Annotated in this window: 27 protein-coding genes and 2 pseudogenes; 17 read left to right on the top strand and 12 right to left on the bottom strand. The window is 50.8% G+C overall.

Features of this window, described 5'->3' with window-relative positions; genetic code table 11:
• Positions 1 to 244: 244 nt before the first annotated feature.
• Positions 245 to 1,066: a Cof-type HAD-IIB family hydrolase gene (locus AFL22_RS10390; protein WP_156311591.1), complete on the top strand. Its 822-nt coding sequence runs from the start codon at positions 245 to 247 to the stop codon at positions 1,064 to 1,066.
• Positions 1,067 to 1,095: 29 nt separating this feature from the next.
• On the opposite strand, the gene AFL22_RS10395 is transcribed toward AFL22_RS10390, so the two are convergent.
• Positions 1,096 to 1,488: a helix-turn-helix domain-containing protein gene (locus AFL22_RS10395; protein ID WP_010246990.1), complete on the bottom strand. Its 393-nt coding sequence runs from the start codon at positions 1,486 to 1,488 to the stop codon at positions 1,096 to 1,098.
• A 111-nt stretch (positions 1,489 to 1,599) separates the two neighbouring features.
• Between AFL22_RS10395 and AFL22_RS10400 the strand changes: the two genes are divergently transcribed.
• Complete coding sequence (locus AFL22_RS10400) at positions 1,600 to 2,649, top strand: NAD(P)-dependent alcohol dehydrogenase (RefSeq protein ID WP_052271347.1); 1,050 nt, start codon at positions 1,600 to 1,602, stop codon at positions 2,647 to 2,649.
• 221 nt (positions 2,650 to 2,870) lie between these two features.
• Here AFL22_RS10400 and AFL22_RS10405 read toward each other — a convergent pair whose 3' ends face one another.
• From AFL22_RS10405 to AFL22_RS10415, 3 genes are all read right to left on the bottom strand, one after another.
• Positions 2,871 to 3,557 (bottom strand): hypothetical protein, encoded by a 687-nt coding sequence (locus AFL22_RS10405; protein ID WP_052271348.1) that lies wholly within the window; start codon positions 3,555 to 3,557, stop codon positions 2,871 to 2,873.
• Positions 3,558 to 3,650: 93 nt separating this feature from the next.
• The gene (locus AFL22_RS10410) at positions 3,651 to 3,893 is read right to left on the bottom strand and encodes a hypothetical protein (protein ID WP_052271349.1); all 243 of its coding nucleotides are present in this window, start codon (positions 3,891 to 3,893) and stop codon (positions 3,651 to 3,653) included.
• Between the two features lie 2 nt (positions 3,894 to 3,895).
• Positions 3,896 to 4,120 (bottom strand): hypothetical protein, encoded by a 225-nt coding sequence (locus AFL22_RS10415; RefSeq protein ID WP_033787112.1) that lies wholly within the window; start codon positions 4,118 to 4,120, stop codon positions 3,896 to 3,898.
• 230 nt (positions 4,121 to 4,350) lie between these two features.
• Between AFL22_RS10415 and AFL22_RS10420 the strand changes: the two genes are divergently transcribed.
• Both AFL22_RS10420 and AFL22_RS10425 read left to right on the top strand, forming a co-directional pair.
• On the top strand, positions 4,351 to 4,659 hold the full coding sequence (locus tag AFL22_RS10420) for a hypothetical protein (protein ID WP_010247001.1): 309 nt from the start codon (positions 4,351 to 4,353) through the stop codon (positions 4,657 to 4,659).
• Between the two features lie 202 nt (positions 4,660 to 4,861).
• Positions 4,862 to 5,956: a diguanylate cyclase gene (locus tag AFL22_RS10425; RefSeq protein ID WP_052271350.1), complete on the top strand. Its 1,095-nt coding sequence runs from the start codon at positions 4,862 to 4,864 to the stop codon at positions 5,954 to 5,956.
• A gap of 35 nt (positions 5,957 to 5,991) precedes the next feature.
• Here AFL22_RS10425 and map read toward each other — a convergent pair whose 3' ends face one another.
• From map to AFL22_RS24015, 4 genes are all read right to left on the bottom strand, one after another.
• On the bottom strand, positions 5,992 to 6,777 hold the full coding sequence (gene map / locus AFL22_RS10430) for a type I methionyl aminopeptidase (protein ID WP_052271351.1): 786 nt from the start codon (positions 6,775 to 6,777) through the stop codon (positions 5,992 to 5,994).
• Entirely contained in the window at positions 6,774 to 7,019 is a 246-nt protein-coding gene (locus tag AFL22_RS10435; RefSeq protein ID WP_033780321.1) for a ParD-like family protein, read from the bottom strand. The genes map and AFL22_RS10435 overlap by 4 nt, the downstream gene beginning before the upstream one ends.
• A 647-nt stretch (positions 7,020 to 7,666) precedes the next feature.
• Positions 7,667 to 7,915 (bottom strand): hypothetical protein, encoded by a 249-nt coding sequence (locus AFL22_RS24495; RefSeq protein ID WP_052271352.1) that lies wholly within the window; start codon positions 7,913 to 7,915, stop codon positions 7,667 to 7,669.
• Positions 7,916 to 8,062: 147 nt separating this feature from the next.
• Positions 8,063 to 8,497: a hypothetical protein gene (locus AFL22_RS24015; RefSeq protein ID WP_156311586.1), complete on the bottom strand. Its 435-nt coding sequence runs from the start codon at positions 8,495 to 8,497 to the stop codon at positions 8,063 to 8,065.
• Positions 8,498 to 8,630: 133 nt separating this feature from the next.
• Between AFL22_RS24015 and AFL22_RS10445 the strand changes: the two genes are divergently transcribed.
• Together AFL22_RS10445 and AFL22_RS10450 are read left to right on the top strand one after the other, a co-directional pair.
• The gene (locus tag AFL22_RS10445) at positions 8,631 to 9,305 is read left to right on the top strand and encodes an SOS response-associated peptidase family protein (protein ID WP_052271353.1); all 675 of its coding nucleotides are present in this window, start codon (positions 8,631 to 8,633) and stop codon (positions 9,303 to 9,305) included.
• A 94-nt stretch (positions 9,306 to 9,399) separates the two neighbouring features.
• Positions 9,400 to 9,936, top strand: a complete 537-nt coding sequence (locus AFL22_RS10450) for a GNAT family N-acetyltransferase (protein WP_156311587.1) — start codon at positions 9,400 to 9,402, stop codon at positions 9,934 to 9,936.
• Between the two features lie 28 nt (positions 9,937 to 9,964).
• On the opposite strand, the pseudogene AFL22_RS10455 reads toward AFL22_RS10450, so the two are convergent.
• Positions 9,965 to 10,243 (bottom strand): annotated as a pseudogene (locus tag AFL22_RS10455) (GrpB family protein); the annotation flags it as partial.
• A 299-nt stretch (positions 10,244 to 10,542) separates the two neighbouring features.
• Between AFL22_RS10455 and AFL22_RS10460 the strand changes: the two are divergent.
• The 6 genes from AFL22_RS10460 to AFL22_RS10485 all read left to right on the top strand — a co-directional run bounded on the left by AFL22_RS10460 (position 10,543) and on the right by AFL22_RS10485 (position 16,728).
• Positions 10,543 to 12,117: a methyl-accepting chemotaxis protein gene (locus AFL22_RS10460; RefSeq protein ID WP_052271355.1), complete on the top strand. Its 1,575-nt coding sequence runs from the start codon at positions 10,543 to 10,545 to the stop codon at positions 12,115 to 12,117.
• A 330-nt stretch (positions 12,118 to 12,447) separates the two neighbouring features.
• Positions 12,448 to 13,008 carry a fasciclin domain-containing protein gene (locus tag AFL22_RS10465; protein ID WP_052271356.1) on the top strand — a complete coding sequence of 187 codons (561 nt, stop codon included), beginning with the start codon at positions 12,448 to 12,450 and terminating at the stop codon, positions 13,006 to 13,008.
• A 61-nt stretch (positions 13,009 to 13,069) separates the two neighbouring features.
• On the top strand, positions 13,070 to 13,618 hold the full coding sequence (locus tag AFL22_RS10470) for a sigma-70 family RNA polymerase sigma factor (protein ID WP_052271357.1): 549 nt from the start codon (positions 13,070 to 13,072) through the stop codon (positions 13,616 to 13,618).
• Entirely contained in the window at positions 13,615 to 14,292 is a 678-nt protein-coding gene (locus AFL22_RS10475; protein ID WP_052271358.1) for an anti-sigma factor, read from the top strand. Before AFL22_RS10470 ends, AFL22_RS10475 begins: the two co-directional genes overlap by 4 nt.
• 115 nt (positions 14,293 to 14,407) lie before the next feature.
• Positions 14,408 to 14,848 (top strand): GNAT family N-acetyltransferase, encoded by a 441-nt coding sequence (locus AFL22_RS10480; RefSeq protein ID WP_052271359.1) that lies wholly within the window; start codon positions 14,408 to 14,410, stop codon positions 14,846 to 14,848.
• A gap of 455 nt (positions 14,849 to 15,303) precedes the next feature.
• A complete protein-coding gene (locus AFL22_RS10485; RefSeq protein ID WP_052271360.1) occupies positions 15,304 to 16,728 on the top strand; it encodes a trehalose-6-phosphate synthase in 1,425 nt (474 codons plus the stop codon).
• Positions 16,729 to 16,827: 99 nt separating this feature from the next.
• Here the strand turns inward: AFL22_RS10485 and bla are convergent.
• A pseudogene (gene bla / locus AFL22_RS10490) lies at positions 16,828 to 17,706 on the bottom strand (class A beta-lactamase).
• A 159-nt stretch (positions 17,707 to 17,865) separates the two neighbouring features.
• Between bla and AFL22_RS10495 the strand changes: the two are divergent.
• Positions 17,866 to 18,735, top strand: coding sequence for a LysR substrate-binding domain-containing protein (locus AFL22_RS10495; protein ID WP_052271361.1), 870 nt, complete (start codon positions 17,866 to 17,868; stop codon positions 18,733 to 18,735).
• A gap of 5 nt (positions 18,736 to 18,740) precedes the next feature.
• Here AFL22_RS10495 and AFL22_RS10500 read toward each other — a convergent pair whose 3' ends face one another.
• A complete protein-coding gene (locus AFL22_RS10500) occupies positions 18,741 to 19,667 on the bottom strand; it encodes a LysR family transcriptional regulator (RefSeq protein WP_052271375.1) in 927 nt (308 codons plus the stop codon).
• 81 nt (positions 19,668 to 19,748) lie between these two features.
• On the opposite strand from AFL22_RS10500, the gene AFL22_RS10505 reads away from it, so the two are divergent.
• The 3 genes from AFL22_RS10505 (at position 19,749) to AFL22_RS10515 (ending at position 22,327) form a co-directional block, all read left to right on the top strand.
• Positions 19,749 to 20,702 (top strand): MBL fold metallo-hydrolase, encoded by a 954-nt coding sequence (locus AFL22_RS10505; RefSeq protein WP_052271362.1) that lies wholly within the window; start codon positions 19,749 to 19,751, stop codon positions 20,700 to 20,702.
• 187 nt (positions 20,703 to 20,889) lie between these two features.
• Positions 20,890 to 21,354, top strand: a complete 465-nt coding sequence (locus AFL22_RS10510) for a cytochrome P450 (RefSeq protein WP_229518700.1) — start codon at positions 20,890 to 20,892, stop codon at positions 21,352 to 21,354.
• A complete protein-coding gene (locus AFL22_RS10515; RefSeq protein WP_052271363.1) occupies positions 21,335 to 22,327 on the top strand; it encodes a transporter in 993 nt (330 codons plus the stop codon). Before AFL22_RS10510 ends, AFL22_RS10515 begins: the two co-directional genes overlap by 20 nt.
• Before the next feature lie 106 nt (positions 22,328 to 22,433).
• On the opposite strand, the gene AFL22_RS10520 is transcribed toward AFL22_RS10515, so the two are convergent.
• The gene (locus tag AFL22_RS10520) at positions 22,434 to 23,642 is read right to left on the bottom strand and encodes an MFS transporter (RefSeq protein WP_052271364.1); all 1,209 of its coding nucleotides are present in this window, start codon (positions 23,640 to 23,642) and stop codon (positions 22,434 to 22,436) included.
• 173 nt (positions 23,643 to 23,815) lie between these two features.
• Here AFL22_RS10520 and AFL22_RS10525 point away from each other — a divergent pair, with 173 nt between their 5' ends.
• Positions 23,816 to 24,436, top strand: coding sequence for a TetR/AcrR family transcriptional regulator (locus AFL22_RS10525; RefSeq protein WP_052271365.1), 621 nt, complete (start codon positions 23,816 to 23,818; stop codon positions 24,434 to 24,436).
• Positions 24,437 to 24,648: the final 212 nt, after the last annotated feature.

A 24,648-nucleotide genomic window follows, 5' to 3' on the forward strand; every position in this document is an offset into this window, starting at 1 on the left:
GAATATCTGGGGGTTGAGTTACGAATGTAATTAAAATAACCTTCATTCGTAATATTCGACTGAGGTTAACATCCTTTTAACGAAAAAAAACGTGCGTGATAACACAACTCCGGAACCGGAACGCTCTGAAAGCCGTTAGCAAAGTCACTATTTGCATTCTCATTAATCCACACAGCGAGTAAGCTTTATGAATCAAATCAATCAGCCGAAAGGACAGAACGGCGAACGTATAGGGGCAGGCGAGATGGCGGTTAAGATGATTGCGGTGGATATGGACGGCACCTTTCTGGACGACAATAAGCAGTACAACGTTCAGCGGTTTTCACGTCAGTATGCGCTGCTGAAGCAGAAGGGCATCCGTTTTGTGGTGGCCAGTGGTAATCAGTATTACCAGCTGCAGCGCTATTTTCCCGACATCAAAGATGAGATCGCTTTCGTGGCGGAAAATGGCGCATGGGTTTCTGACTGTAATGAAGAGATCTTCTGCGGAGAGTTAGCTCAGGAGAAAGTGCATAAGATCCTCGATATCCTGGCGCATGAACCTGACATCGCGGTCGTGGTCTGTGGACGCAACGGCGCCTATATGCATTCATCCACCTCTGATGAGGTGATGGAAATGCTTGCAAACCACTATCACCGGCTGGAAAAACGCGATGACCTCTATGCCATCGACGACACCATTTTCAAATTCTCGCTGAAGCTGGAGCACGAAGGGGTGGATGCACTGCTGCAAAGACTGCATTCCCGTCTGGGCGAGCTGGAAAACATCATGCATCCGGTATCCAGCGGTTTTGGCTTTATTGATCTCATTATTCCCGGCTGCCATAAGGCACACGGCATTGCGCTGCTGCAGGAAAAGTGGGGCATCAGCGATTGCGAAGTGCTGGCGATTGGTGACAGCGCCAATGATATTGAGATGCTGCGTCAGGCCTGCTTCAGTTTCTCAATGGCCAATGCCGCTGATTCGGTCGCTGCCGTGGCGCGCTATCAGACTCAGAGCAACAATGATGAAGGCGCGCTGAATGTCATTTCCCGCGTGCTGGCGCGCGAATTCCCGTTCGATTAAGCCTGCACTGCGTGAGAACTGGCGGCCTTCTATCCGCCACTCTCCTGATGGCTGCGCGCGTGATGTTCCATTTCATCCAGCGCAGCCTGATTCTCCAGTCCCCACTGATACATCTGCTCTATTGGCTGGGCGAAGGTATGCCCCAACGGCGTGAGGCTGTATTCCACTTTTGGTGGCACCACCTGCCACACCTGACGTGACACCAGTCCGCGCTGCTCCAGCTCACGCAGCGTCTGAATCAGCATCTTTTTCGAAATACCCTGCAGGCTGCGCTCCAGTTCACCCGTGCGTGCCCGGTTTTCCGGCCAGTGATAGAGCGCATGCAGCACCATCGTGCTCCACTTCACCGAAAAGAGTTCCAGCAGGCGGCGTGGCGGTGAATCCGCATAAAAGCAAAGTTTTCCTTCAACCCAGACCGGCATAATGACTTCCCAGATAGTATGGTAACCAAAAGGTAACTACTACCAAATGGGGTTCCGTATGTCTATAGTGGGCCGCTTTCTTTACGACCACCAGGTGAAAAGAGGCAACAGATGAAAATTAACGCACTGATAGCGTCCCAGGCAGATCAGCCGCTGCGGGCAGGCCAGGTAGAGTTACGCGAGCTGCAGGCTGACGATGTGAAAATCGAAATTCTTTACTGCGGTGTTTGTCACTCCGATCTGCATATGGCCCGTAATGAATGGGGAGTCAGCCGCTATCCGCTGGTTCCCGGTCACGAAATTGTCGGACGCGTAGTGGCAGTGGGCGGCAACGTCACTAAATTTGCCGCCGGGGATACGGTTGGCGTTGGCGTGATGGTCGACTCGTGCGGTGAATGCCATTTCTGTCAGCAGCAGGAAGAGCAATATTGTGAGGCGGGTTTCACGCCGACCTACAACGGCACGGATAAATACACCGGCAATACGACATTTGGTGGCTATGCGCAGCATGTCATCGCCGACCAGCATTTTGTGGTCACGGTGCCCGACAATCTGGCGCTGAATGCGGTGGCACCGCTGCTGTGCGCTGGCGTGACCGTCTGGTCACCGTTGCAGCATTTTAAAGTCAAAGCAGGCGATCGTGTGGGTGTGGTCGGACTCGGGGGACTGGGTCATATGGCGGTTAAACTGGCCAGCGCACTGGGCGCAGAAGTCACCCTGTTTACGACTTCTCCGGCGAAAGGGGAAGATGCACGCCGGCTCGGCGCTAAGAACGTGGTGATCTCACGAGACGCCGCACAAATGGCTGACTGCCAGGCGTCACTGGATATCATTCTGGACTGTGTCGCTGCACCACACGACCTTGATCCTTATCTCGGTGCGCTGAAAACCAATGGTCAGCTGGTGCTGGTGGGCATACCCGATCAACCTCATCCATCACCGAATGTGACACCGATGGTGTTTCGTCGCCTGAGCATCAGTGGCACATCGATTGGCAGCATTCAGGAGACGCAGCAGATGCTCGACTTCTGTGGTCAGCACAACATCACGGCTGATGTTGAGATGATCACCGGTGAAGAGGTCGAAACTGCCTTTGAACGTATGCTGACCAGTGATGTGAAATATCGTTTTGTCATCGATATGCAGAAAACCCACTGGTGATGAATACGGCCCGCTGTGAAAGCGGGCCGTTTGCCTTGTACCCCGGGCAGAAACCGAATGGTAGAATTCTGTTTATAGTTACAACATACTTATATACTTTAGTATCGACCGTTCTCATTGAACTCCGTGCAGCAGGAGTCTTGCAGCAAGATCGTTCTGATTAGACAAAAAAATACCCGGCTCATTGACCGGGTATCTCTTTTGCCGCTTACCAGGCGCAGTTAATCCTGCTCTTTATCCGCGTCACTCTTTTCCGCTTCTGCTTTCTCCACAGCATGGGTAAAAGGCTTAAGCAGCTGAATATCCAGAATCACATACACCATGGTGCTGATAAACAAGGAGATGACACTGCCAAATACCCCGCTGGTGGTGAACGTCAAATAGTTATAAATCACCAGCCAGGTCAGGCAGATAAACAGCGCGAGCGAAATAGAAAGGTTGGGCACGGAGTAGTTGCTGGTACCACCGCCCTGGGTATGCGTCGCTTTAAACAGATTTCCGATGGAGTATTTCTCCAGCACCAGGATAGTCCTTTCCCAGTTACGCTGTTTACGCGCGCTGGCGCGGGTCAGGAACAGATAGAGAATAGAGATGAAGAAGCCGGAGAAGGCGAGCAGCACCGGAATCGCTTCCAGCGCATATTCAATACTCTTATGAGGCGTGCCAGTGGTGCTGAGATCAAGCGTCAGCGAGGCACCCAGCGCAGCATATAAAAAGAGAAACAGAATCAGAAAAGTCAGGCTACGTTTCCAGTCGCCATCGGCCTCTGCACCTTTTTGCTGGATGGCCAGCTGAAGCGATTGCTGAATCTGTTGTGCCTGTGGTGAGTCTGTTTCAACGGTGTGGCATGGCGCAGCAAAGAAGTTGTGCATAAACAGCTCATCTTCTTTGTGAATGGTGATTTTCATCAGAAACCTGTATTCGGGGAATTTTCTTTATTCTAATCAGCACAGCATGAATTAACAGTAACTTTGGCTTTATACCTTCAGCCCCGCACTGACTCAGCGGGATATCAGGTTTAGCAGGCTACCTAAAACTGAATCGGTTGCGAAACTCTGCTCAGCATTATCCTCTTCGTGACGCAATTGCTGATAGCGCAGCAGCGCGGCATCGGCGTTATCGGCATGCACCACGTCCCACACCATCTTATAGCCATCAGCCATTAACGCGTCCTGCTGATCCTGCCGCTCAGTGTTCACGGCTCTGACTGTTTGCTCTTTCTGAAACAGACGATAGTCTGGCATGGCTATTTCTCCCCAGTCTGGTCCAGCGCTTTAAATTGCTTAATGGCTTCATTGATATTGTTGGTATCGACGGTTGCAATACAGCGATCGCCATTGAACACCTCATAGCGGGCATTATGCAGCTGAAACAGCAAATCCCTGCCACGAAAGTGTATACGTTTCTGTTTAACGCCAATCCCATGCCGCCGTAATAGTGCCTGTGACAGGCGATCGGTCTCTTTTATCATTCCTTCAGCTCCTCGGCAGTACGTGGTCACTGCCAGTAAACCTGATGAACATTAGTTTTATATTAAGAGATAACCCTATTTTTTACAGGGCTAAGCGCAGGTTTCAGAGAAATTACCGGGCTGCGTGTGCTGACGGAATCAGCAGCTCACCGGATTAATGCCATTCCCTGCGTTAACGGACCGCAAATGCGGTACACTTGCCGGAATAACTCGCCACAGGACACGCCGCTATGAACGATAAAAAGATGATTTCCATTGATCAGTTCAACGCTGATGAACGACTGGCCGTCGAGCAAACCTATAAGGGCCTGGCCGAGAAGTACCGTCAACGAACCGGTAAAGAGCCTGATAGCAAAAAAGAGAAAGAATTCAATAGTGAAGCTCGTCAGATCATCATGACCAGCAAACTGGAGAAGGAGAGGGCGCAGGCTGAGAAGGAGAAGAAAAAACCGCTGCGTAAGAAAAAACCTTCTTCAATGACCGCCAGTGAAGTCAGCGATTTCAACTGGTCTGCCTCAGTGGTTAAAGGCCGCCGATAAAAAGCCTCCGCGCGTATTCATGGCGCGCGGTATCTTCTCACATTACTGCTAATGTCCCCTGACTGCCATCGTCCTCTGCACACAAGTCACAGCCTGCCGAGATGCCTTTATCGACCCGCAATAAGAATATTCTGTAAATAGTTTACCTTAATTCAATAATTGCCGATAAACTGCCATAACCTGTTGCTGCTTCAGTCTGCATATGAATTACTACACTCCTGACGATATTCAGCTGAAGCGCCGATCGACGCGATTTGTGCGCCGCATGTTCATGATGCGCCAGCTCGGCACCTTTCTCTGTTTCCTGCCCATTCTGTCAGTATTGATGGAGCTGGGAAAAAGCCCGGAGCTCTGCGCACTGCTATTTACTAATGCGTTTGTCTGGCCCTATGCGGCCTTCAGACTGGCATTGCGATCGCGCGATCCCACAGGTTTTGAACGTAAGAATCTGACGCTGGATGCCGCTTTCGGCGGCTTCTGGGTGGCAACCATGGCGCTGAGTCCGCTTCCCTCGATTATTATCATGGCGGTACTGATCTCTGATCGTTACTCGGCGGGCGGTTGGGTTCAGCTGAAGTCTGCTTTGCAGGCCTTTCTTTTGACCTTTTTAATGGTCTGGTTAGCGGAAAAGGCGCCTTTGCAGCTGACTTTCTCTACCCGCACCGTCTGGCTGACTCTGCCGCTCGCCAGCGGCTATCTGCTGGCGCTCAGCGTGGTTTCACACAATCTGACCCTGAGTCTGCGAAAGAAGAATCAGGAGCTGGAACGCATTGCGCTGATGGATCCTGGTCTGAAAATACCTAACCGCCGTCTCTTTGAGCGGCGGCTTGAAAGCGAGTTTTTACGTACACAGCGAGGTGAGGGGAAGGCCTGGCTGATGCTGCTGGATGTCGATCACTTCAAACAGGTTAACGACACTTTCGGGCATGAAGCCGGCGACTTTCTGCTGGCAGAAATCTCGGCACTGCTGCGGGACAGCGTCGGCCTGAAAGATATACCTGCCCGCTTTGGCGGTGATGAGCTGTGTGTGATTGTGCGGGATGCGGATGAACCCAGCATCATGTTGCTGGCAGCGCAGATCAGACAGGGGATTGCCCTGCTGCGGCTGCCGGCTTCATCCACCTTTCAATGCTCGGTGAGTATCGGGATTGCACCGGCATGCGATGCGGCGACAATTCATGAATGGCTGAGATGCGCCGACGAGGCGCTGTATCAGGTCAAGCGCGCCGGACGTAACGATGTGCAGGTGTGGCATTCCGGCACGCTGGAAACGCTGAGTGAAGTCAGGGGCAGTTAACAATGCAGCCTGAGAGCGTGGCTCAGGCTGAGAGATTAAATCGCCGGGTAGTCGCCGGTGCCTTCAGGCCAGGGCGTGAGCAGATCAAAACCCTCATCGGTCACGGCGACGGTGTGTTCCCATTGCGCCGAGAGCGAGCGATCTTTGGTGACCACCGTCCAGCCATCTGACAGCACGCTGGTTCCGGCTTTACCGGCATTAATCATCGGTTCGATAGTGAAAATCATTCCTGCTTTCAGTGGCATTCCTTCGCCCGGCGTGCCGTAGTGCAGCACCTGTGGATCGGTGTGGTAAATTTCACCGACGCCGTGACCGCAATATTCACGCACCACCGAGAAGCCAGCCGATTCAGCGACACGCTGGATAGCCGCGCCCACATCGCCCAGCGTCGCGCCAGGACGGACGGTTTTGATACCGGCGACCATCGACTGATAGGTGATCTCCACCAGACGTTTGGCACGGACTGACGGTGTGCCGACAAAGTACATCCGGCTGGTATCGCCATACCAGCCATCTTTGATGATCGCTACATCGATATTAACGATATCGCCATCCTTGAGTTTTTTGCTGGCCGGGATGCCGTGGCAGACCACATGATTGACCGACGTGCAGGTGGTACGGGTATAACCGTGATAACCGATGTTTGCTGGCGTCACTTTAAGCTCATTCACAATAAAATCGTGACAGATATCATCCAGTTCTTCCGTGGTGATGCCGGGACGGACGTGAGGTGTAATCATCGCCAGCACCTGAGCCGCAGCCTGTCCGGCTGCCCGTGCCATTCCGATTTCCGCTGCGGTATGAATTTTAACGCTGTTCATGACACGTCTCCTTGTGTGGTGAGGCTCTCTTTAGAGAGCATATTGCGTATATCAGCGCTGCCTTCCAGTTCAAGCCGGATTAGCATCTGCGCCAGTTGATGTTGGGTCTGCTGCGGATAGAGTTCAGCCAGCATACCGAGTTTTAGCCAGTGTTCTGCCTGTGCATTAATTGAGCGGCTCATCGCCTGACTGGCGATGCGCAGATTCTCATGCATCAGGTCGGAGATTTTTACGATACCCATGCAAGCCTTATATGAAACGTATATGTTTCGTATAGCTTAACGCTATCGGCGTGATTTGAAAAGAGGGGGAAGAATGTTGCGCGTCTGAAGCAGGGTACAGAATGATGACCCACGGCCACGCATTTCGGTCGCGACAGAAAAATCTATAGATAACAGAGATGTGTGGATGGCCAGGTAACAGTAGTGCTAGCCCCGCCGAAAAAGCGCCGAAACACTGTCTTTTTTTGAAAACGTAGCTGATGACTGAGCAGATGAAGTACTGGGTTGTTCTGGTGGCTGTGGATATTAAGACTGTAGAATAGATGATATAAAATCCGGGAAAACATCAGGGATGTAATCATAAAGAAAATAATTGCTTCTTAATTTTCATAAAATTTTCAAGTCAGACCGACAATAAGCTAAACCGGTGTCTGATAAAACCCTTTCTGTTGCATGCAACGTTCTGCAGCTTCAGGAATTTCCTCTCTGCGGCTCATGACAACAAACACAGTTAAAAAATATTTTCCTGACTACTTTTACACGGTATGGCTATATGTAGTAGCCCATGAGCCAGCCAGAACTGATGCTAACAGTATGTCGATCTCTGAAGCTATGCCGTCAGATACCGGCTGCTAAAACATGAGGTGCAGATGTGCACCGCGATGCAGTTATCCGTTGTCAGCAACAGACAGCAAACTCTTACTCCGGTACAAGCTCCATTCAGCCCAGCAACTTTCAGGGTTGATATCGAAGTAACCGCGGCATTCAGCCATGGCGAGAGCAACATCACGCGGCACTTCGATAGTTGTGGCATTATCACGGATGCTACTGACTTCGTGCTCAGTAAGCGGGCTTCCTTTCTCATTCTCAATTCTCATCAGTAATGGGATGAGGGCAGGTATAAAAACTATGGTCATGAGTTATATCTCATATTATTAAAGGTTCGTGTCCCTACGAAGTCACTAAAATATGACCTCTCCGGGGTGCGGTAAGTGGCATTCTGTAAAATGTGTCTTCCTGAAAAATATCAATTCATCGTCGTTTCATCGCTACAAGGCTTGAAATCAATTAACACTGCCCAGGCATACAGGCAGGTTTGTATAGCCCGGCTGGCTTACCATAGATAAGGGTGAACATGTCGGTGCCATATTCTGGCTAACTGGCTGAGCCTGGGGCTGATTTGGATACTGGTTGTCATAGCTGTTCGTTGAGGGTTTTCTTGCGGCCTGACGGCCCTTCTCACGCACGTAGGATGACGTGTAGTTATGGGCCTGGTATGCGCCATAACCCGCCACGCCCGCAGTAGCATATCTGGCCGTTCGCTTGCTGCTGGAATATCTCTTCTTGATTCTGGGTGTCGTTGTTTGTGATGAGTAAGCTGAACTAAAACCATGGCTGTAGCTTCTATGCCCACCCCCACCACGATGGCCGCGCGCATCAGCTGTAAACGAGGCAGCCATCAGTGATGCCATAGCCAGACTTAAAATAATTCCCTTCATTACTGCTCCAGTTTATTCATATTCATTAATCATGTTCTCGTCAAAAATCACGATATCTTCAGCCAGAAGAACAATTTTTTTAGATTTATTTAACTCGTTCAACGCTGCGCTATCCTTATGAGAGGAGGTCCCCATGTGTGGACGGTTTGCGCAGTACAGCAGCAGAGATGATTACTTTGCATCCCTGGGGCTGAAGCCCGATGAAATTATTTATGATCCGGAGCCGATAGGCCGCTTTAACGTAGCTCCAGGCACCAAAGTGCTCTTGCTCAATGAGCGGGATAATGAACTGCACTTTGATCCGGTTTACTGGGGTTACGGTCCGGAGTGGTGGGACAAACAACCGCTTATCAATGCGCGTGGTGAAACCGCTGCGACGGGACGCATGTTCAAACCGCTGTGGGAGCATGGTCGCGCCATTGTTCCTGCCAATGGCTGGTATGAATGGAAGCGAGAGGGCGACAAAAAACAGCCTTACTTTTTCTACCACAAAGAGAAAGAACCGCTGTTCTTCGCCGCTATCGGCAAAGCTCCTTATGGTAAGGATCATGGGCATGAGGGTTTTGTTATCGTAACGGCAGCGAGCAATGAAGGCATGGTTGATATCCATGACCGACGCCCGCTGGTTTTAAGTGCGGATGCTGTACGCGAATGGCTCAGTGCCGAAACCACGTCGGAACGTGCTCAGGAAATTGCACATGAAGCCGCATTGCCGGAAATGGACTTTACCTGGCATCCTGTTACAGCCAAAGTCGGCAACATCCACAATCAGGGTGAAGCGCTTATTAAAGAGATCAAGCCTGACTGAACAGACCGATGAGGTGAGAGATTTACATAGTTTCCCGCACCGTTTCCCGTTATAAAAACAGGATCACTCGTTTCTTAATCTGAGAGCGTTTATTTTGCAGCCAGACACCATGCGGTTGTTTCTTCGGCCAGTCACCCCATCAGATGCCGATGATCTTTTCAGGATCTACGGCGACCCTGCGACGAATACGTTTAATCCCGCGGGCCCACATCCGGATATCCATCATTCACGGGAAGTGCTATCGCGCTCTATCCGTCACTGGGAATTGAATGGCTTCGGCAGTTGGGCTATCTCGCTTCAGGATAATCCAGAAAGAATCATCGGTTTTGGGGGATTGAGCATCAGAAGCTTTGCCGATATCACGATCAATAATCTGGGATATCGTTTCTCTCCGGAATCCTGGGGGAAAGGACTGGCGACGGAATTTGCGAATTATGCGGTTAGTTATGGATTCGAAGAAGTAAAACTGGCTGAGATTTCTGCAGTCGTAAGAGCGAATCATCTGGCTTCACAAAAGGTTCTGATTAACGCCGGACTCCGGCATACCCGGGATATTTATGATGTGGAAAATGCGCCCGCAAGCATGCTGTTTACCCTGAGTCAGGATGAATGGAATCAAAAACGGGGGTGAGGAGGATATATCCTGTCCTGCTCAGTACCTATCGTTTCAGGTCAATCAGTGCGAGCTGTAGATGATGCGCTATAAAGTTCGCTTTGAGCGCGCTGTAGCGTTGAGCATCGTTGTTACAGAGTGATGCTGCTTCACGCTTTATCTCAGCATAGGTTGCTGCGATATCTCTGTTTTCTCTGAGGTAATCACGGAAAGCAAGGTGCCTTATTATCTGTTCGTCTCCAGCTACAAACGCATGCACCTGATGGCTACGCCTTTCTCCACCCTTAATAAAATATCTGCGGCCTGAGATTCCGTTCTCACCACGAGGACACTTCTATTGTCAGTCATCTCAAATGACGCTGAAGAGTCTGTTAAATCCGTGGTGCCACAAGCGAAGCTGGAATAGTTTTATCCGCATTCAGGCGACAAGTTACGAGAATAACACTCACTGCCTTAATGGCATCCGTCAGGGATTTACCCTTTTACTCAGCCCAGGAACCATCGCTTCTTACCCCTTTCATTACTGTAATTTTTTTCCCCGCTGCCGATAACAGATCCAGTACCAGCGAGCCATAGAAGCGGAACGTCGGTGATAACCTATTAATTCAAACATCGGGGTCTCCTATGTATCGGAACAAAAAAATAAAATTAAGCGTCATGCTCACTGCGGCATTCCTTACTGTCATCTTAACGGGCGTTTTTGTGACAGGATTTGCCGGATTTAAACTCAATACGGCCAGCGATCAGCAGGAATTGACGCGCGCGCGGCTGGGCGATCTCCAGGCCCTGCAGACGCTAAAAGATAATTTAACTCAGCAAACTGTCCTTTTACTGTCCGTGGCTTCAGACACTCAGCCTCAGGCAGAGGCCACTATAAAAACCCAGTTCTCTGCGTTGCAGACCAACAGTGATAATACCACTGCGCATTTCCGGGAACTGATCAACGGTGCCAAAAGCATTCCGGGGATCAATCTTGCTGAAGTAGAAGAGGCTTCCACGCAATTAAATAAAATTGAAGTGGCAGCGGGTCCGCTTCATCAGGCAGAGCAAAACCTGTTTATGCAGAACGCCACTCCGTTCCCGGAAAAACTCCGTGGTGAACTGATCCCTGCGCTTTCGCACTACCGCAATGCAGTGGATGGGATGGTTGATTATCAGGCGAGGGTAACGAGTAAAACGGCCGAAACGTCCACGCAGGCGCTCTCCGGTGTTTATATGACGCTGGCAGGCCTGACCACCCTGTTTGTTGTGATGGGATTTGTGATGAGTGGGCTGATCACCCGCTGGATCAAGACTCAGCTGGGTGGAGAACCTTCGCATGCGCAGGGCCTGGCCGCTGCGATTGCGGCGGGCGATCTGACGACAAAAGTGACCCTGCGTCAGGGGGATACCGTCAGCATGATGGCTTCTCTGGATAGCATGCAGAGCAATCTGCGTGACCTGGTCTCGCAGATTAAAGATTCTTCCGCTTCGGTCGCCATGGCAGCTGATGAAATTTCCCAGGGCAATACTGAACTCTCTTCCCGTACAGAGCAGCAGGCCGCCGCTTTGCAGGAAACCGCCGCCAGTATTGAGCAGCTTACGGTCACGGTAAAAAGTAATGCAGCGGGCGCACAGCAGACCGCGGATTCAGCCCGTGAAACCGCTGCGCTGGCGCGTTCGGGTGAACACGATATGCAGCGCATGTCAGAGACGATGAATGATATTTCAAAAAGCGCGGTGAAAGTCCGGGATATTACCTCCGTTATCGAAGGAATTGCATTTCAGACCAACATTCTGGCGCTTAACGCGGCAGTCGAAGCAGCACGAGCGGGCGAACAGGGTCGAGGTTTCGCCGTCGTTGCGGGTGAAGTCAGGACGCTGGCACAGCGCAGTGCAACGGCAGCCAGAGATATTAAACATCTGATTGAAGAGGCTGTGGCGCAGGTCGAAAGTGGTGTTGTCGTGGCAACCGGCACCGGCAAGAGCATTCTTGATATCAATGCGATGGTTGGAAAACTTGCCGTCGCGATGGATAACATCTCACTCGCCTCAGCTGAACAGATGCAGGGCATTTCACAGGTCAGCATCGCAGTGAACGAGATGGATGGCGTCACGCAGAATAACGCCGCGCTGGTTGAGGAGTCCTCTTCGGCATCACAGTCGCTTTCAGCCCAGGCACACGCTTTACGTGAAGCAGTGAATGCTTTTCGCATTTAAGTTCATGCGCATAACTCACGGCGAAAGACGTGGGTTGAGAGCATCTGAGCTGTCCGGGGCAATGCCTTTTTTACATTGCTGATTTGTATGACCGGGAGCTATTTCTTGCCAGTAATGACGGCTGTCTGCTGTGCGTGAAAAGCAGACGTTGACGCAGTATGGACTCGTTATGATAAGCCCACCTCTGGTGGGCTTATTACATATCGCATCAGCCTGAACCCCCCCCAGCTAAAAAAAATTAAAATTTTTTGCATCCGTTTTCGCTGCTCATTCGTATTAACAGACAAGGGCGCTCTCGCCCTGTCCGTTAACTCAATGAGGGAAGTGAAAATGAAACCATTCCTGCCAACTCTGATTTTTTCTGCATTAGTCTTCAGCTGCGCCACTTACGCGGCGAGCATGGAGAGCGACACGGTGATGGTCGGCGGTGCCGCCATGTACCCATCGAAAAATATTGTTGAGAATGCTGTTAACTCGAAAGACCACACCACGCTGGTGGCCGCCGTTAAAGCCGCCGGCCTGGTCCCGACACTTGAAGGGAAGGGGCCGTTTACCGTTTTTGCGCCCACCAATGCCGCCTTTGAAAAACTGCCTAAGGGCACGGTCGACTCCCTGCTTAAGCCAGAAAATAAACAAAAACTCACCAGTGTCCTGACCTATCACGTGGTCGCAGGAAAACTGGACATGAAAGCGCTGGAGAAAAAAATCAAAGCGGGAGGAGGCAAAGCCGAGCTGAAAACGGTCAATGGCGAATCACTGTGGGTGATGGCAAATGGCCCGCACAACATTCAGCTTAAAGATGCTCAGGGCAATGTTGCCAGTATCACTACGTATGATGTGAATCAGAGTAACGGTGTGATTGACGTTATTGATACCGTGCTGATGCCGTAAAGCGTTACCTATACTGTGTGTAGCCACTGATCGGGTGGCTACACCTTTAACAGGGAAGCCGATGACAAAAAATGTGCCCCATATTCAGGCCGATTTAATGAATCAGATAGCCGTCGGCGATAAAGCTGCTCTTGAGCAGCTTTATCGCGTTCTGTCGCCCCGACTCTATGGGATCATCCTGCGGATGGTGAGACGCCGGGACTGGGCAGAAGAGATCCTTCACGATACGTTTATCCAAATCTGGCAGTCGGCTAACTATTACGACGATAAGCGCAGTGAGCCGCATATCTGGCTCAGTCACATCGCCAGAAATCGGGCGATTGATTTCCTTCGTAAACATGAAAACAGAAGCTGTTCCGTGGATGAGATCAGCGAAGCGGAAGCAGGTTTCCAGACGCCACTTCCTGCCGATGCGAGTCATGCGGAGGCGCGTCGCCTTCAGCACTGCATGGCGCACTTACCCTCTGAGCAGCGACAAAGCATTTCGCTCGCCTATTATCGTGGCCTGTCACAGAGTGAGATTGCGCTCTCTATGAGTCAGCCTGAAGGGACGGTGAAAAGCTGGATCCGTCGCGCGTTAACCCATCTTCGGGAGTGCATAGGCTTATGACTGGTCAGGAACAACATGATCTCACTGCGGCCGAATATGTGCTTGGCCTTACCGACGATGTGACACGTCATCGGCTGGATAAACGCCTCAATGACGATTCATTATTTGCTGCAGAGGTGCTGCACTGGCAGAAAGCGTTCAGCGGCATTGACCTGCTCACACACGCCGTTATCCCGTCTTCTGCGGTCTGGCAGCAGATTGAGCAGGATCTTGGCCGGAATGCAGGCGTCTCTGGCACGACATCAATCCGCAAGCATCCTGGCTTCTGGCTCGGCTGGGGCCTGGCGGCGGCAATGGCTGGCATCCTCATTTTCACCCATTTAAGCAACCCTGATGCCCCACAATCCCTGCAGCTGATTGCGGTACTCAGCGGCGCACAGCCCGATGCACAGTTTGTGGTGAATCTGGATAAGTCAGCTTCACTCCTTCAGGTTTCGGCGCTGAACATCACGCTGCCAGAGAATAAAAACCTGCAGCTCTGGCTGATCAGGGGCAGTGCTGCGCCACAATCTCTGGGGCTGATCAATCACCGCGACAGTAACGTTTTCCGGTTACCGCCTGGCGAGTTAGATAATCAGACGGTACTGGCGGTAAGTCTGGAGCCGGTGGGAGGTTCCAGGCTCAGCGGGCCGTCCGGTCCGGTGATTTTCCAGGGCAAAGTCACGTTGCTTTAATCTTCAGGACGCGGGTTCTCGGGCCGGGATTCAGCGGAAAAGGGGAGTGGATGGCTTTTCGAATGGCAGGCCTCCATGCCCTTGCCTTAACCTAATCAGGGGGAATGACAAAAGAATGGAAATCAGAACGGCGTTGGAGTCTGATGCGGCAGGCATCAGTGAGCTGATACAGCTTGTGTCTGTGCAATGTAATTTTTCAGAGACAGAGCCCTGTCCGCAATGGTTCATCGACAGCACAAAGCCCGATGTGCTTCAGCCGTTGATTGTTTCAGATGACTTTCTCTGGCTGATTGCCGTGGAAAGAGGTGAGGTGACAGGCGTACTCACCCTTTTCGAAGGCAATTTAGTTAAATACCTTTTTGTACATCCGAAATTTCAGCGAAAAGGGGTAGCGAGGGCACTCTGGCAGCGGGCGATTCCCGAACTGCGTTCAGAAATCAGCGTACGGTCTTCACTCCTTGCCGTCCCTTTTTATGAGAAAAGGGGATTTAAAAAAGTCGGGGAGGTCAAATTTTTTAACGGCGTATCATTCCAGACAATGATCGCTCAGCTCTGAATTAACAAAGAGATTTTTAAGTTCTCTGTTTCCGAAATAAAACGGCCCGGCCACGCATTTATCAAACCAGCTTTGAGGGTGAGCGGAACCGGGCCAACCCGCCTTATTTATACCCGCGTATATTCACTGTCTTCAACTCACTGACTTTTTGCGCCATCGCTGCCCGCTAATGCTATATCGGGCGCGTGATTTGCAGCGTTTTTACACTTCATCAGACTCTTTTTACGCCTTTTTTACAGGCCGTTCGGTTTAATTAACGGCACCGGGTGTTTACGTGACAACGTTACACGTTGGCAGTTAAAACCTGATTTACGCAAAAAGCGTCTGCAGGCATTAAGTGGACGGGGTGCACATTCATGAGTGGTTTTCTCCAGTTTATTCTCCGACCTCCTATTAATAGCGGCTCGCTGCCAGGCACTGGTGCCTCTCTGCAGCGTGTTCTTAAGGAATACAGCATGTCAGGCCTTATTCTTATTTCGCATAATCAATGTCAACGTTCGACGCTTACTGCAATTTATGACGGCATACTTTCCCGCCAGGGAGGCGTCTGGGTTAGCTGGGATGGTGAAAGCAGGGTGATGCCTCCGGATGCGTCAAGACCCTACGCCGTGCAGCAGATGGGCCAGTATGAAACCGTGACCTTCCCTTATACGCCGGGCGAGCTTAATGAGGGGTACCATAATTATATTCACAAAGGGCTGTGGCCTGTTTTTCATCAGCGTCCGGACATGGCCCGTTTTTCCGCCAGCGGCTATCAGGAATATAAAAACATCAATAAAGCCTATGCGCGCGCCATCTGCGAAAATGCCACACCCGACGATGTTATCTGGATTCAGGATTATCATCTGCTTGGCAGTGCCACCTATATCCGTGAAGAAGGGCTGACCAACTTAGTGGGTATTTTTCTGCATCAACCTTTCCCGGCTGGCAGAATGTTTGAAACCATACCCGAATGGCGCTGGTTCACTGACTCTCTGTTATGTTGTGATCTGATTGGCTTTCAGACCGTGCAGGATATGAATAACTTCCTGGTCTGGCTGGAGAGCGAATTCCGTATAGAACGGCTGGAGGCGCAAAGCTTTCGTGTTCATGGCCGGATTATCAGGGTGGGTGTGTTTCCTGTCGGAATTGACCTTGACGATGTCCAGTCTCTGCGTGATAGCAACAGCTGTGCTTACATGGAAATGCAGTGCCGCGAAACCCTGCCCGATAATACCGTGCTAAGCGGCGGCCATCTTGATGAGAGCTCAGGGCTACCTTACCGAATCAGCACCCTGGAGGTGCTGCTGCGAAAACATGATTGCTACCAGAAAAATATCACGCTGTTGCAGCTGGCGCCTCCGGCAGCCGGACACGCACATGATGCGTCAGAACTCGGTCACGCTCTGGAGGCGTTGTGCGGGGAACTTAATGGCGTGCATGGCACAATGAACTGGTATCCGGTGAACTATCTGACTCATGGTTACAGCCGCGAAGAGCAGGCCGGTATCTATCGTGCCTCACGCGTTGCGCTGGTGACGCCGTTGATGGCAGGCATGAGCCTGATGGCCAAAATGTATATCGCCTTACAGGACCCGAAAAATCCCGGGGTGCTTATCCTCTCGCAGTTTGCCGGTGCAGCCGGGCAGATGGAGGGTGCCATCATCGTCAATCCTTATGATCCTGATGCAATGGCCAGTGCGGTACATCGCGCATTGCAGATGCCGTTACACGAACGGCGGTCTCTGCATGCCCGTCTGATGAAGGGACTGCATATGCAGAACAGCCATCACTGGGCTGAGTCATTTTTGCGCATGCTGAACGCTGAGCCAACTGCCCCGGAAGCCTTGCCGTCGCCTGCCTTTTTTCCGCACCTGAGCAGTAGCCGGGCGAGGTACTGAGTTTTTGAGTTGAAGTGGTATTTCGCTGGTGCGCGGGTTAGCGGGGCGAAAGCCAGATAATCGGCCCACTCTGAGCCGATTATCTGAAGCTGAAGCTAATTATTTACTGATTGCGTCCACAACTAGTTTTGCCGCACTGGCCAGTACGTCTTTGCGCGCGACCGCGTCTTTGTCCTTCTGGGTGAAGTAGGTCGTCAGGATGATGGGTGCCTGATCCTTCGGCCAGATGACGGCAATATCATTAGTTGTGCCATAGTCACCACTGCCGGTTTTATCAGCCACTATCCAGTCAGCCGGCAGGCCTGCTTTAATACTGTTTGCACCTGTTGTATTGCCCTTCATCCATTCTGACAGTTTGGCTCGCTGCTCTCCTTTGAGGGCGGTGCCGAGAACAAGCTTATTAAGCGTGTCAGCCATCGCTGAAGGAGTCGTAGTGTCACGCACATCATCCGGGATTGCTGTATTGAGTTCTGGTTCCTTTCTGTCCAGGCGAAAAGCCTTATCGCCGATTGTTCGGGCAAAATGCGTAGCCTGTTGCGGGCCACCCAGATACGCAAGTAATTTATTCATCGCGGCATTATCGCTGTATTGCAACGCCGCAGCACTCAGTTCAGCAACAGTCATTGATGAGCCGATATGTTTCTGGGTGATGGGATTATAATTAACCATGTCGCTTTTATTTATATGAATTTTCTTATCAAGCAAACTATGGTCACTTTCATTTTTCTTTAATATCGCTGCTACTGCCATTACTTTACTTGTGCTGCACAGCGGGAATCTTTCATTGCCCCGCCATTAATATTCAGAACCATCGGATGTGTCAACGACCGTAACGCCGAGTCTGCCACCAGATTTATTTTCCAGTGTCTCAAACTGGCTCTTTAGCGTTAGCTGGTCAAAAGCAGCATGGGCTGACACTGAACAACCTGTTGCGGCCATCAGTAACATGCCGGTCAGGCTTCCTTTAAAGTTTATCATCTTGCATTACCTTATTCTGGCATTAGTAAAATCATGGGGTCTTTTAAGTCACGCAGAAAAAATGCATCCCTTAAATTATTTGCCCCAAAATAAATCAATTTCCTTGTAAGAAAAAACGGTATAAATTGATGCCAGTCATAAGTTTTTCTGGGGGCTGATTTGAAAAGTGATATCCCACTCAATGCGCTGCGTGCATTTGAAGCATCTGCCCGCCACCTCAACTTTACCAGGGCAGGCATGGAACTCTTTGTCTCTCAGGCTGCGGTCAGTCAGCAGGTCAGGCTGCTGGAAGAGAAATTAGGGGTGATTTTGTTCAAAAGGCTTTCCCGTGGCCTGGAGTTGACCGATGAGGCGCGGTTGCTATTCTCAAAAATTTCAGAAGAATTTCATCGTATTGAGAAGGCTTATCGTCAGTTTGAAGGAGGTAAAGTCAGGGAGGCACTGACGATATCCTGTGTGGGCACCTTTGCGCTGGGCTGGCTTTTACCAAAAATTGAAGATTTTCAGCAGAGACATCCCGCTATCGAACTGAGTATTCAGACGAACAACAATGTCGTAAGCATTGCCGGAGAGGGAGTGGATTTTGCTATAAGATATGGTTCGGGTAAATGGGCGTTATCGCATAACCAGCTATTGCTGGATGCGCCGCTGACCCTGTTATGCCGGCCTGAAACGGCGAAGAGACTGACAAAACCTGGCGATATATCCGGCGAGACGTTATTACGTTCTTACCGTCTTGAAGAGTGGGATAACTGGTTTGCTGCGGCGGGTATTTCCCCATTCAGAATTAATGGACCTGTATTCGATTCTTCACGCCTTATTATTGATGCTGTGATGATCACTGGCGGCCTGGCACTGGCACCTGATGTCATGTTTCAAACGGAAATAAAGCAAGGTTTGCTCGCCAGACCATTTAATATTTATTCTGGTCATGATGGGTACTGGTTAACTTGGCAGAGAGCCAGAAAGATGACCCAGTCGATGGAAATATTTCGCGAATGGATTATTGAGCAAATAATTAGGCCGTAATTTATTCAGGTTCGTTCTGTCATCACGCTACGCAGTTCTTCCCTGAGCCAGCGCAGTGACAAATCGTTATCAAGCCGTTTATGCCAGAGCAGTGACAGGGCTATTTCCGGTGTTTCAATGGGTACCGGGCTACAGCATAAGCCGTAATGCGTCACCCACTCATCCGACAGCCCGGCGGGAACGGTGGCTAACGCGGGTGCGCGCGCCAGCAGCGGAGGCAGAGAAGAAAAATGCGGCGTCACGTAGCGAATCGAACGGGCCTTTCCTGATGCCGCAAGCTGGTCATCGATGGCGCTCCAGTTCGCCCCGCGATAGGAAACCAGCAGATGGTCATGCGCCACATAATCCTCCAGCGTCAACGGTGCACGCAACGAAAGCTGTTCCGGGTGCCACAACGTACAAAAGTTGTGTGACACAATTTTCTCGCGCTGGAGCGTGGCGGGTGTGCTCTCGCCAACCGAAATGGCAAGATCGATCTCTCCGCGCGCGACCAGCTCCGCATCCCGGAAGGGATCGCTGGCCGTAACCTGAAGAGTCACGCCGGGAGCGGTGCGTGTGATGCGCGCATATAGTCCCGGCATCAGCCAGCGTTCAACCCAGTCGCTCATCCCCAGCCGAAAAACATGTGTCGCCTCAGAAGGCGTGAAGGATGCTGGCTGAAACAATACGTTCTGCATCTGTGCCATTAACGGGCCCAGCTCAGCGATCAGCGCTTCAGCACGCGGGGTAGGCTCCATGCCTTTCGCCGTGCGCACAAACAGTGGATCGCTGAACATTAGCCGCAATCGGGCCAGTGCATTACTGACTGCTGGCTGACCCAGATGCAGCTTTTCTGCCGCACGCGACACGCTGCCTTCCCGCTTCAGAACCAACAACACCGTCAGTAAATTCAGGTCGATTCGATGAAAATCATTTTCTCTGATAGTGAGCATCAGTTTAATCAATTTGAGTGATACAGGTTGCGTAATGATACTGCCCACCACGTTGTGATGAAACTTTCTGGAGAGATATTTATGAAAATTTTACTGATGCTGGTGGCTTCTCTTATCGCGTTCAGTCCGGTCTATGCTGCCGAACAGACCTCTGCACGGGATCAGCAAGCTCCGGGTTATTACCGGATGACATTGGGGAAATTACGCATTACCGCAGTTTCGGACGGCACGGTGACCGTTCCCCTGAATAAATTACTTACTAACATTTCGCCTGAAAAACTAAAACAGGCAATGGCCAGAGATTCGATGACGCCACAGGCCGAAACATCAATCAATGCCTTCGTTATCGATGATGGTAAAAAGCGCATTTTAATCGACACCGGGGCCGGTGAGCTTTTTGGACACAATGGCGGACATCTGCTGACTAACCTGGCCGCCGCTGGCTATCCGGCAGAGTCGATCGATGCCGTACTCTTAACCCATATTCATGCCGATCATTCAGGCGGTGTTTCACGCGCGGGCAAGCCTGCTTTTCCAAAGGCCGAAGTGTTCGTGGATAAACGGGATGTCGATTTCTGGCTTAATCCGGCTAACGTCAGCAGGGTAGAGACCAGTCAGGCCCATACCTTTGCAGAATCTGAACGGACTCTTCGCCCAGTCATCAATACTGGCCTGCTTAAAACGTTTATGGCACCAGCCACATTAACGGGGGGAATCCGTGCAGAGTCGACAGCTGGGCACACGCCGGGTAGCGTACTTTATCGCGTAGAGAGTGAAGGTCAGACCCTGGTGCTGTGGGGAGATATCATCCATGCCAAAGCGGTGCAATTGCCCGATCCTGAAGTGGCCATCCATTTTGATGTCGATCAGAAACAGGCTATCACTACACGTGAAAGGGTACTGAAACAGGCTGCAGATCAGGGCTACTGGGTGGCTGCGGCGCATATCGCCTTCCCTGGCCTGGGCCATGTTCAGCATGAAGGTAACGCTTATCGCTGGGTGCCCGCTAATTACACTACGCAGCTCGGGCAGTAGGTTGTTAACTAAAAAATGTAATAATATCAGGGAGAAAAATTTTGATGTAAGTTAACAGGCGGCGCTTCAATATTAACAAATTGAATAATGTCTTTTAGTTTAGAGGCTTCTCTGTAAGAGGGGCCAGAGCGTTGCCGTACAGATTAGTAATCAATGAGGTTATGGGGCTGATAAAGTCGACAGCGTTATGCCACTCATTGTCGCTGCGCTCTGGGCCATTTCTCACTTCAACCTGAAGGTGAATACAGTCAATGTTCGGGATATCGTTGTAGAAGCTTCTCGCTTATACAGTCCCGTTCTTTCTGTAGGTAGAGTAATAGCGCAGGACCTGATTTTCCGAGGCCAGAACCTTAAAGAAGGTGACAGGGTCATGTTTTACACGGCGCTGGCTAACTTCGATGAAAAAGTTTTCGATAACCCATTCCGTTTTATTGCGGGGCGAAAAGAAAAGCCACTATCATTCGGCACGGGCATGCATATGTGTATTGGTATGGGCATAGCACTCAGCTTTGCTTCGTCGTTTATTGGCCACATAAACTCACATTACATGCTCAGGGACGTTAGCATAATCGAATTTGCAGAGGGTGTATCTGCGCCAGGTGCTTCAGATTTTAATATTGGAATAGACTTCAATGAACTGGCTGAAAATTAAAGATTTCCGCACGTTACTCGCTTCTCTTTTCATCTCGAAGTTGGGCGATTATGTATATGAGGTCGTTTTTGTGTTTATTGTGCTCGAGAACACGCATAATAATTATCTTCTTGCCGGCTGCGTCTATTTTTTTCGTTTTATTCCTTTTCTATTTTTCGGCCCCGCTGGTGGCTGGATGGCAGACAATTGGCGCATCAAATGTTCAGTTGTACTCTCATTGGCAGACAAGCCCTGGGTGCTGATGTTCAATACATTAACGTATGCAATTTCAATTGTTATACTTTGTACGTTTTCAGAAAATTCACAGAATAAAACGTCGGCGTTCAGATTGAAACAAGTATATCAGGAGAATCTATCCTGCATTAAAAGTTTATTTCAGGAAGCTCCTGGCTTATTTATTGCTATTTTTGGTTCATCTGTTTGCATTCTCTTTACCGGATCATTACTTCGTTTTATTATCCCCGCTGTAGCTGTCAGTCAGGGGAATGGGGAGATATTTACCAGCTGGATATTTTCTCTAATGGCTGCAGGCACAATTACCGGGGGTCTCATTTACGGACGGTTTGCCATAAATATTTCACCATTGAATGTTATGCGCAATTGGTTCTTTTACGGAATTTTACTGGTTTTAATGTCATTTATTGCCCTCTATTCGCTCGAGGCTCTGCTGCCGGTAGCATTCGTCCTTGGTATGAGTGGTGCATTCGTTGATATTTTTCTGGTGACACTCATACAGTCCTGGTCTTTTGCAGAGAACACAGGCAAGACATTCGGCACGTTTTCTACCCTGGCTAATACTGCTGAAGCACTTTCTGGTCTCCTTTCCGGACTGGCCGCCGCTGCGAGTCTGATGGTTGCTTTTGCAGGCATGAGTTCACTCATCGTACTCACTGGCATTATCTCAATGGCTTGTCTTCCAGACAAAAAACAAAAGAATATTTCGGGAAGCAACGAATCCGATAGTTCTGTTTAAAGAGTGCCCAAATGGACGACTTAAATAACTGAGGTCTCTTTTAGATATCCAAAGCAGGCGGTTGGTGCCAAAACGGGGCGTCCGTTCCGGACGTCCCTGGAAGTTACTATTTTACTAAAGGTTCTCTTGCACCGGGCCTGAAAGCATGCTTTTTCGCGCACCAGGCGATAATCAACGCAACAGCCATAAAGATCAGTAGCGCCCATGGGAAAGATACCGCACCGGCATTATTGAGAAGCAGACCACCAATGACGCCGCCGCTTGCGATAGCCAGATTCCAGGCAGTTGTCACCATTGCCTGAACGACATCGACATGATTGCCTGCCGCATCAGCGGCAGCCGTCTGCATCTGAGTTGACGCGCCGCCAAACGACCATCCCCATACGATGACGGCCAGAAAGACCACAATCTGTTCCCGCATGCCTGCGGCGAGTGCCACAGAAACCGCCGCCAGTGCCGCCAGACTGAGCAGAACCAGATTGCGCAGATGGCGATCCACCAGCATCCCGGTTATCCAGATGCCAATAAGTGCCGCAATGCCAAAAATCAGCAGGATAAGCCCGACATTTCCGGTCAGCCCCGACAACTGCAGGAACGGTCCGATGAATGTATAAAGAATATTGTGTGCCGTCATCCATAGAAAGATAACCGCCAGAACAGGTCTGACTCCGGGCATCTGGAAAACTTGCCATACCGGTAGTCGGCGGTCGGCCTGCTGTCCCGGCAGGTCAGGAACCGCCACCCATGTCCAGATGAACAGAATGACTGCCAATGCTGCCATGATACCAAAGGGGACTCTCCATCCCATCGTGCTGCCAAGCCATGCGCCAGCCGGGGTTCCAAGGGACAGGGCAACCGGTATTCCAACCATAGCAATAGCGAGAGCGCGGCCCTGCATTTCAGCAGGAACGAGGCGGCGGGCATAGCCCGCCAGAATTCCCCATGCAAGTCCTGCAGCCACACCCGACATGAATCGGGCTGCCATCGTCAGCCAGTAACTGAACGAAAGGGTGGTAATAGTGTTGAAAATCAGGAAGGTACCTACGGCGAGTAATAGTACCTTTTTACGACGCCAGCCACTGGTCAGAACCGTCAGAGGGATTGCCGCGAGTAGCGAACCCAGCGCATAAATGCTGACCAGCTGACCCGCCATCACCTGAGATACGTCAAGACCCATTCCAATTTCCGGAAGTAAACCCGCCGGAAGGGTCTCGGTCAGGATGGCAATAAAGCCTGTCATGGCAAATGCCAGCAGGGAAGCCAGTGGCAGACCCCGTTGTGTTGTGGTCTCACTGAATACTGTATTGGCGTGCACGTTGGCCCCTTTTTTAGTTTGTAACGACTAAAAATTGCGAAACCCTCCGGATAACGGGTTTTACAATATATATACCGATCGGTATATATCAGAAAGTATAGGGCACACTGAGGCTTGTCAAGTATATATGTATCGATTAGTATTTATATACGATAAGCGAAAAAGGAGCGGATATGGCTCAGATGGGACGCCCACGGACATTTGACCGGGAAGAGGCAATTCGTCAGGCGATGACCCTTTTCTGGCAGCATGGTTACGAGTCCACTTCGCTTGCCATGCTCAAGTCAAACCTCGGCAACGGCATCACCGCCCCAAGTTTTTACGCCGCGTTTGGTTCAAAAGAAGCGCTGTTTGAGGAGGTTGTCGATTGTTATATGACGACTTTTGGTCAGGTTAACGATTGCCTATGGGATGACACGCTTGAACCCCGTGACGCTATTGAACTGGCGTTGCGTCGTTCTGCAAAAATGCAGACAGAACAGGGGCATCCCAGTGGTTGCCTGATTGCGCTATCCGTTAATACCTGTTCGCCAGCGAATGAGCACATCCGTGAGATTCTGGCAGCGCAGCGCGATCGGACCAGGGCGGGATTTTTGCGATGTGTCACAAGAGCGAAAGAGGCGGGACTCCTGGCTTCCGATACCGACGTGCGGGCGCTGGCCACGACCCTTCACAGTTTTGAGATCGGCCTGTCGACTGAAGCCCGTGATGGCGCAACCGGCAATGAACTCGATTCGGCGGTATCAACCGCGATGAAAGCCTGGGATGCTAATGCACTGAACGTTGTTGAGTGACAGAGAACGGCGCTTAGTTTCAGCACGAAGCTTGTGCCTGTCAGAGAGCAACTATGCGGAAGCGTAAAGTAAGCACGTCTCAATAAGTTAATGCCTGTTAGTGACTATCAAACTTATTGCTGACACCAGACAATGGGTGTGAAACATCAAACGGGACTGCACGCGGTATGGCTTGCCGCCCGCTATCTCCGCCCGCCGATGCTCGCTAAAGT

The organism is Pantoea sp. CFSAN033090 (genome assembly GCF_001264395.1).
In the GTDB taxonomy this organism is placed as follows: domain Bacteria; phylum Pseudomonadota; class Gammaproteobacteria; order Enterobacterales; family Enterobacteriaceae; genus Pantoea; species Pantoea agglomerans.

What these genes read in the sequence shown, in the direction of transcription:
- AFL22_RS10390 (WP_156311591.1), top strand. Translation starts at nt 245, where the DNA reads ATGGCGGTTAAGATGATTGCGGTGGATATGGACGGCACCTTTCTGGAC.
- AFL22_RS10395 (WP_010246990.1), bottom strand. Translation starts at nt 1,488, where the DNA reads ATGCCGGTCTGGGTTGAAGGAAAACTTTGCTTTTATGCGGATTCACCG.
- AFL22_RS10400 (WP_052271347.1), top strand. Translation starts at nt 1,600, where the DNA reads ATGAAAATTAACGCACTGATAGCGTCCCAGGCAGATCAGCCGCTGCGG.
- AFL22_RS10405 (WP_052271348.1), bottom strand. Translation starts at nt 3,557, where the DNA reads ATGAAAATCACCATTCACAAAGAAGATGAGCTGTTTATGCACAACTTC.
- AFL22_RS10410 (WP_052271349.1), bottom strand. Translation starts at nt 3,893, where the DNA reads ATGCCAGACTATCGTCTGTTTCAGAAAGAGCAAACAGTCAGAGCCGTG.
- AFL22_RS10415 (WP_033787112.1), bottom strand. Translation starts at nt 4,120, where the DNA reads ATGATAAAAGAGACCGATCGCCTGTCACAGGCACTATTACGGCGGCAT.
- AFL22_RS10420 (WP_010247001.1), top strand. Translation starts at nt 4,351, where the DNA reads ATGAACGATAAAAAGATGATTTCCATTGATCAGTTCAACGCTGATGAA.
- AFL22_RS10425 (WP_052271350.1), top strand. Translation starts at nt 4,862, where the DNA reads ATGAATTACTACACTCCTGACGATATTCAGCTGAAGCGCCGATCGACG.
- map (WP_052271351.1), bottom strand. Translation starts at nt 6,777, where the DNA reads ATGAACAGCGTTAAAATTCATACCGCAGCGGAAATCGGAATGGCACGG.
- AFL22_RS10435 (WP_033780321.1), bottom strand. Translation starts at nt 7,019, where the DNA reads ATGGGTATCGTAAAAATCTCCGACCTGATGCATGAGAATCTGCGCATC.
- AFL22_RS24495 (WP_052271352.1), bottom strand. Translation starts at nt 7,915, where the DNA reads ATGACCATAGTTTTTATACCTGCCCTCATCCCATTACTGATGAGAATT.
- AFL22_RS24015 (WP_156311586.1), bottom strand. Translation starts at nt 8,497, where the DNA reads ATGAAGGGAATTATTTTAAGTCTGGCTATGGCATCACTGATGGCTGCC.
- AFL22_RS10445 (WP_052271353.1), top strand. Translation starts at nt 8,631, where the DNA reads ATGTGTGGACGGTTTGCGCAGTACAGCAGCAGAGATGATTACTTTGCA.
- AFL22_RS10460 (WP_052271355.1), top strand. Translation starts at nt 10,543, where the DNA reads ATGTATCGGAACAAAAAAATAAAATTAAGCGTCATGCTCACTGCGGCA.
- AFL22_RS10465 (WP_052271356.1), top strand. Translation starts at nt 12,448, where the DNA reads ATGAAACCATTCCTGCCAACTCTGATTTTTTCTGCATTAGTCTTCAGC.
- AFL22_RS10470 (WP_052271357.1), top strand. Translation starts at nt 13,070, where the DNA reads ATGACAAAAAATGTGCCCCATATTCAGGCCGATTTAATGAATCAGATA.
- AFL22_RS10475 (WP_052271358.1), top strand. Translation starts at nt 13,615, where the DNA reads ATGACTGGTCAGGAACAACATGATCTCACTGCGGCCGAATATGTGCTT.
- AFL22_RS10480 (WP_052271359.1), top strand. Translation starts at nt 14,408, where the DNA reads ATGGAAATCAGAACGGCGTTGGAGTCTGATGCGGCAGGCATCAGTGAG.
- AFL22_RS10485 (WP_052271360.1), top strand. Translation starts at nt 15,304, where the DNA reads ATGTCAGGCCTTATTCTTATTTCGCATAATCAATGTCAACGTTCGACG.
- AFL22_RS10500 (WP_052271375.1), bottom strand. Translation starts at nt 19,667, where the DNA reads ATGCTCACTATCAGAGAAAATGATTTTCATCGAATCGACCTGAATTTA.
- AFL22_RS10505 (WP_052271362.1), top strand. Translation starts at nt 19,749, where the DNA reads ATGAAAATTTTACTGATGCTGGTGGCTTCTCTTATCGCGTTCAGTCCG.
- AFL22_RS10510 (WP_229518700.1), top strand. Translation starts at nt 20,890, where the DNA reads ATGCCACTCATTGTCGCTGCGCTCTGGGCCATTTCTCACTTCAACCTG.
- AFL22_RS10515 (WP_052271363.1), top strand. Translation starts at nt 21,335, where the DNA reads ATGAACTGGCTGAAAATTAAAGATTTCCGCACGTTACTCGCTTCTCTT.
- AFL22_RS10525 (WP_052271365.1), top strand. Translation starts at nt 23,816, where the DNA reads ATGGCTCAGATGGGACGCCCACGGACATTTGACCGGGAAGAGGCAATT.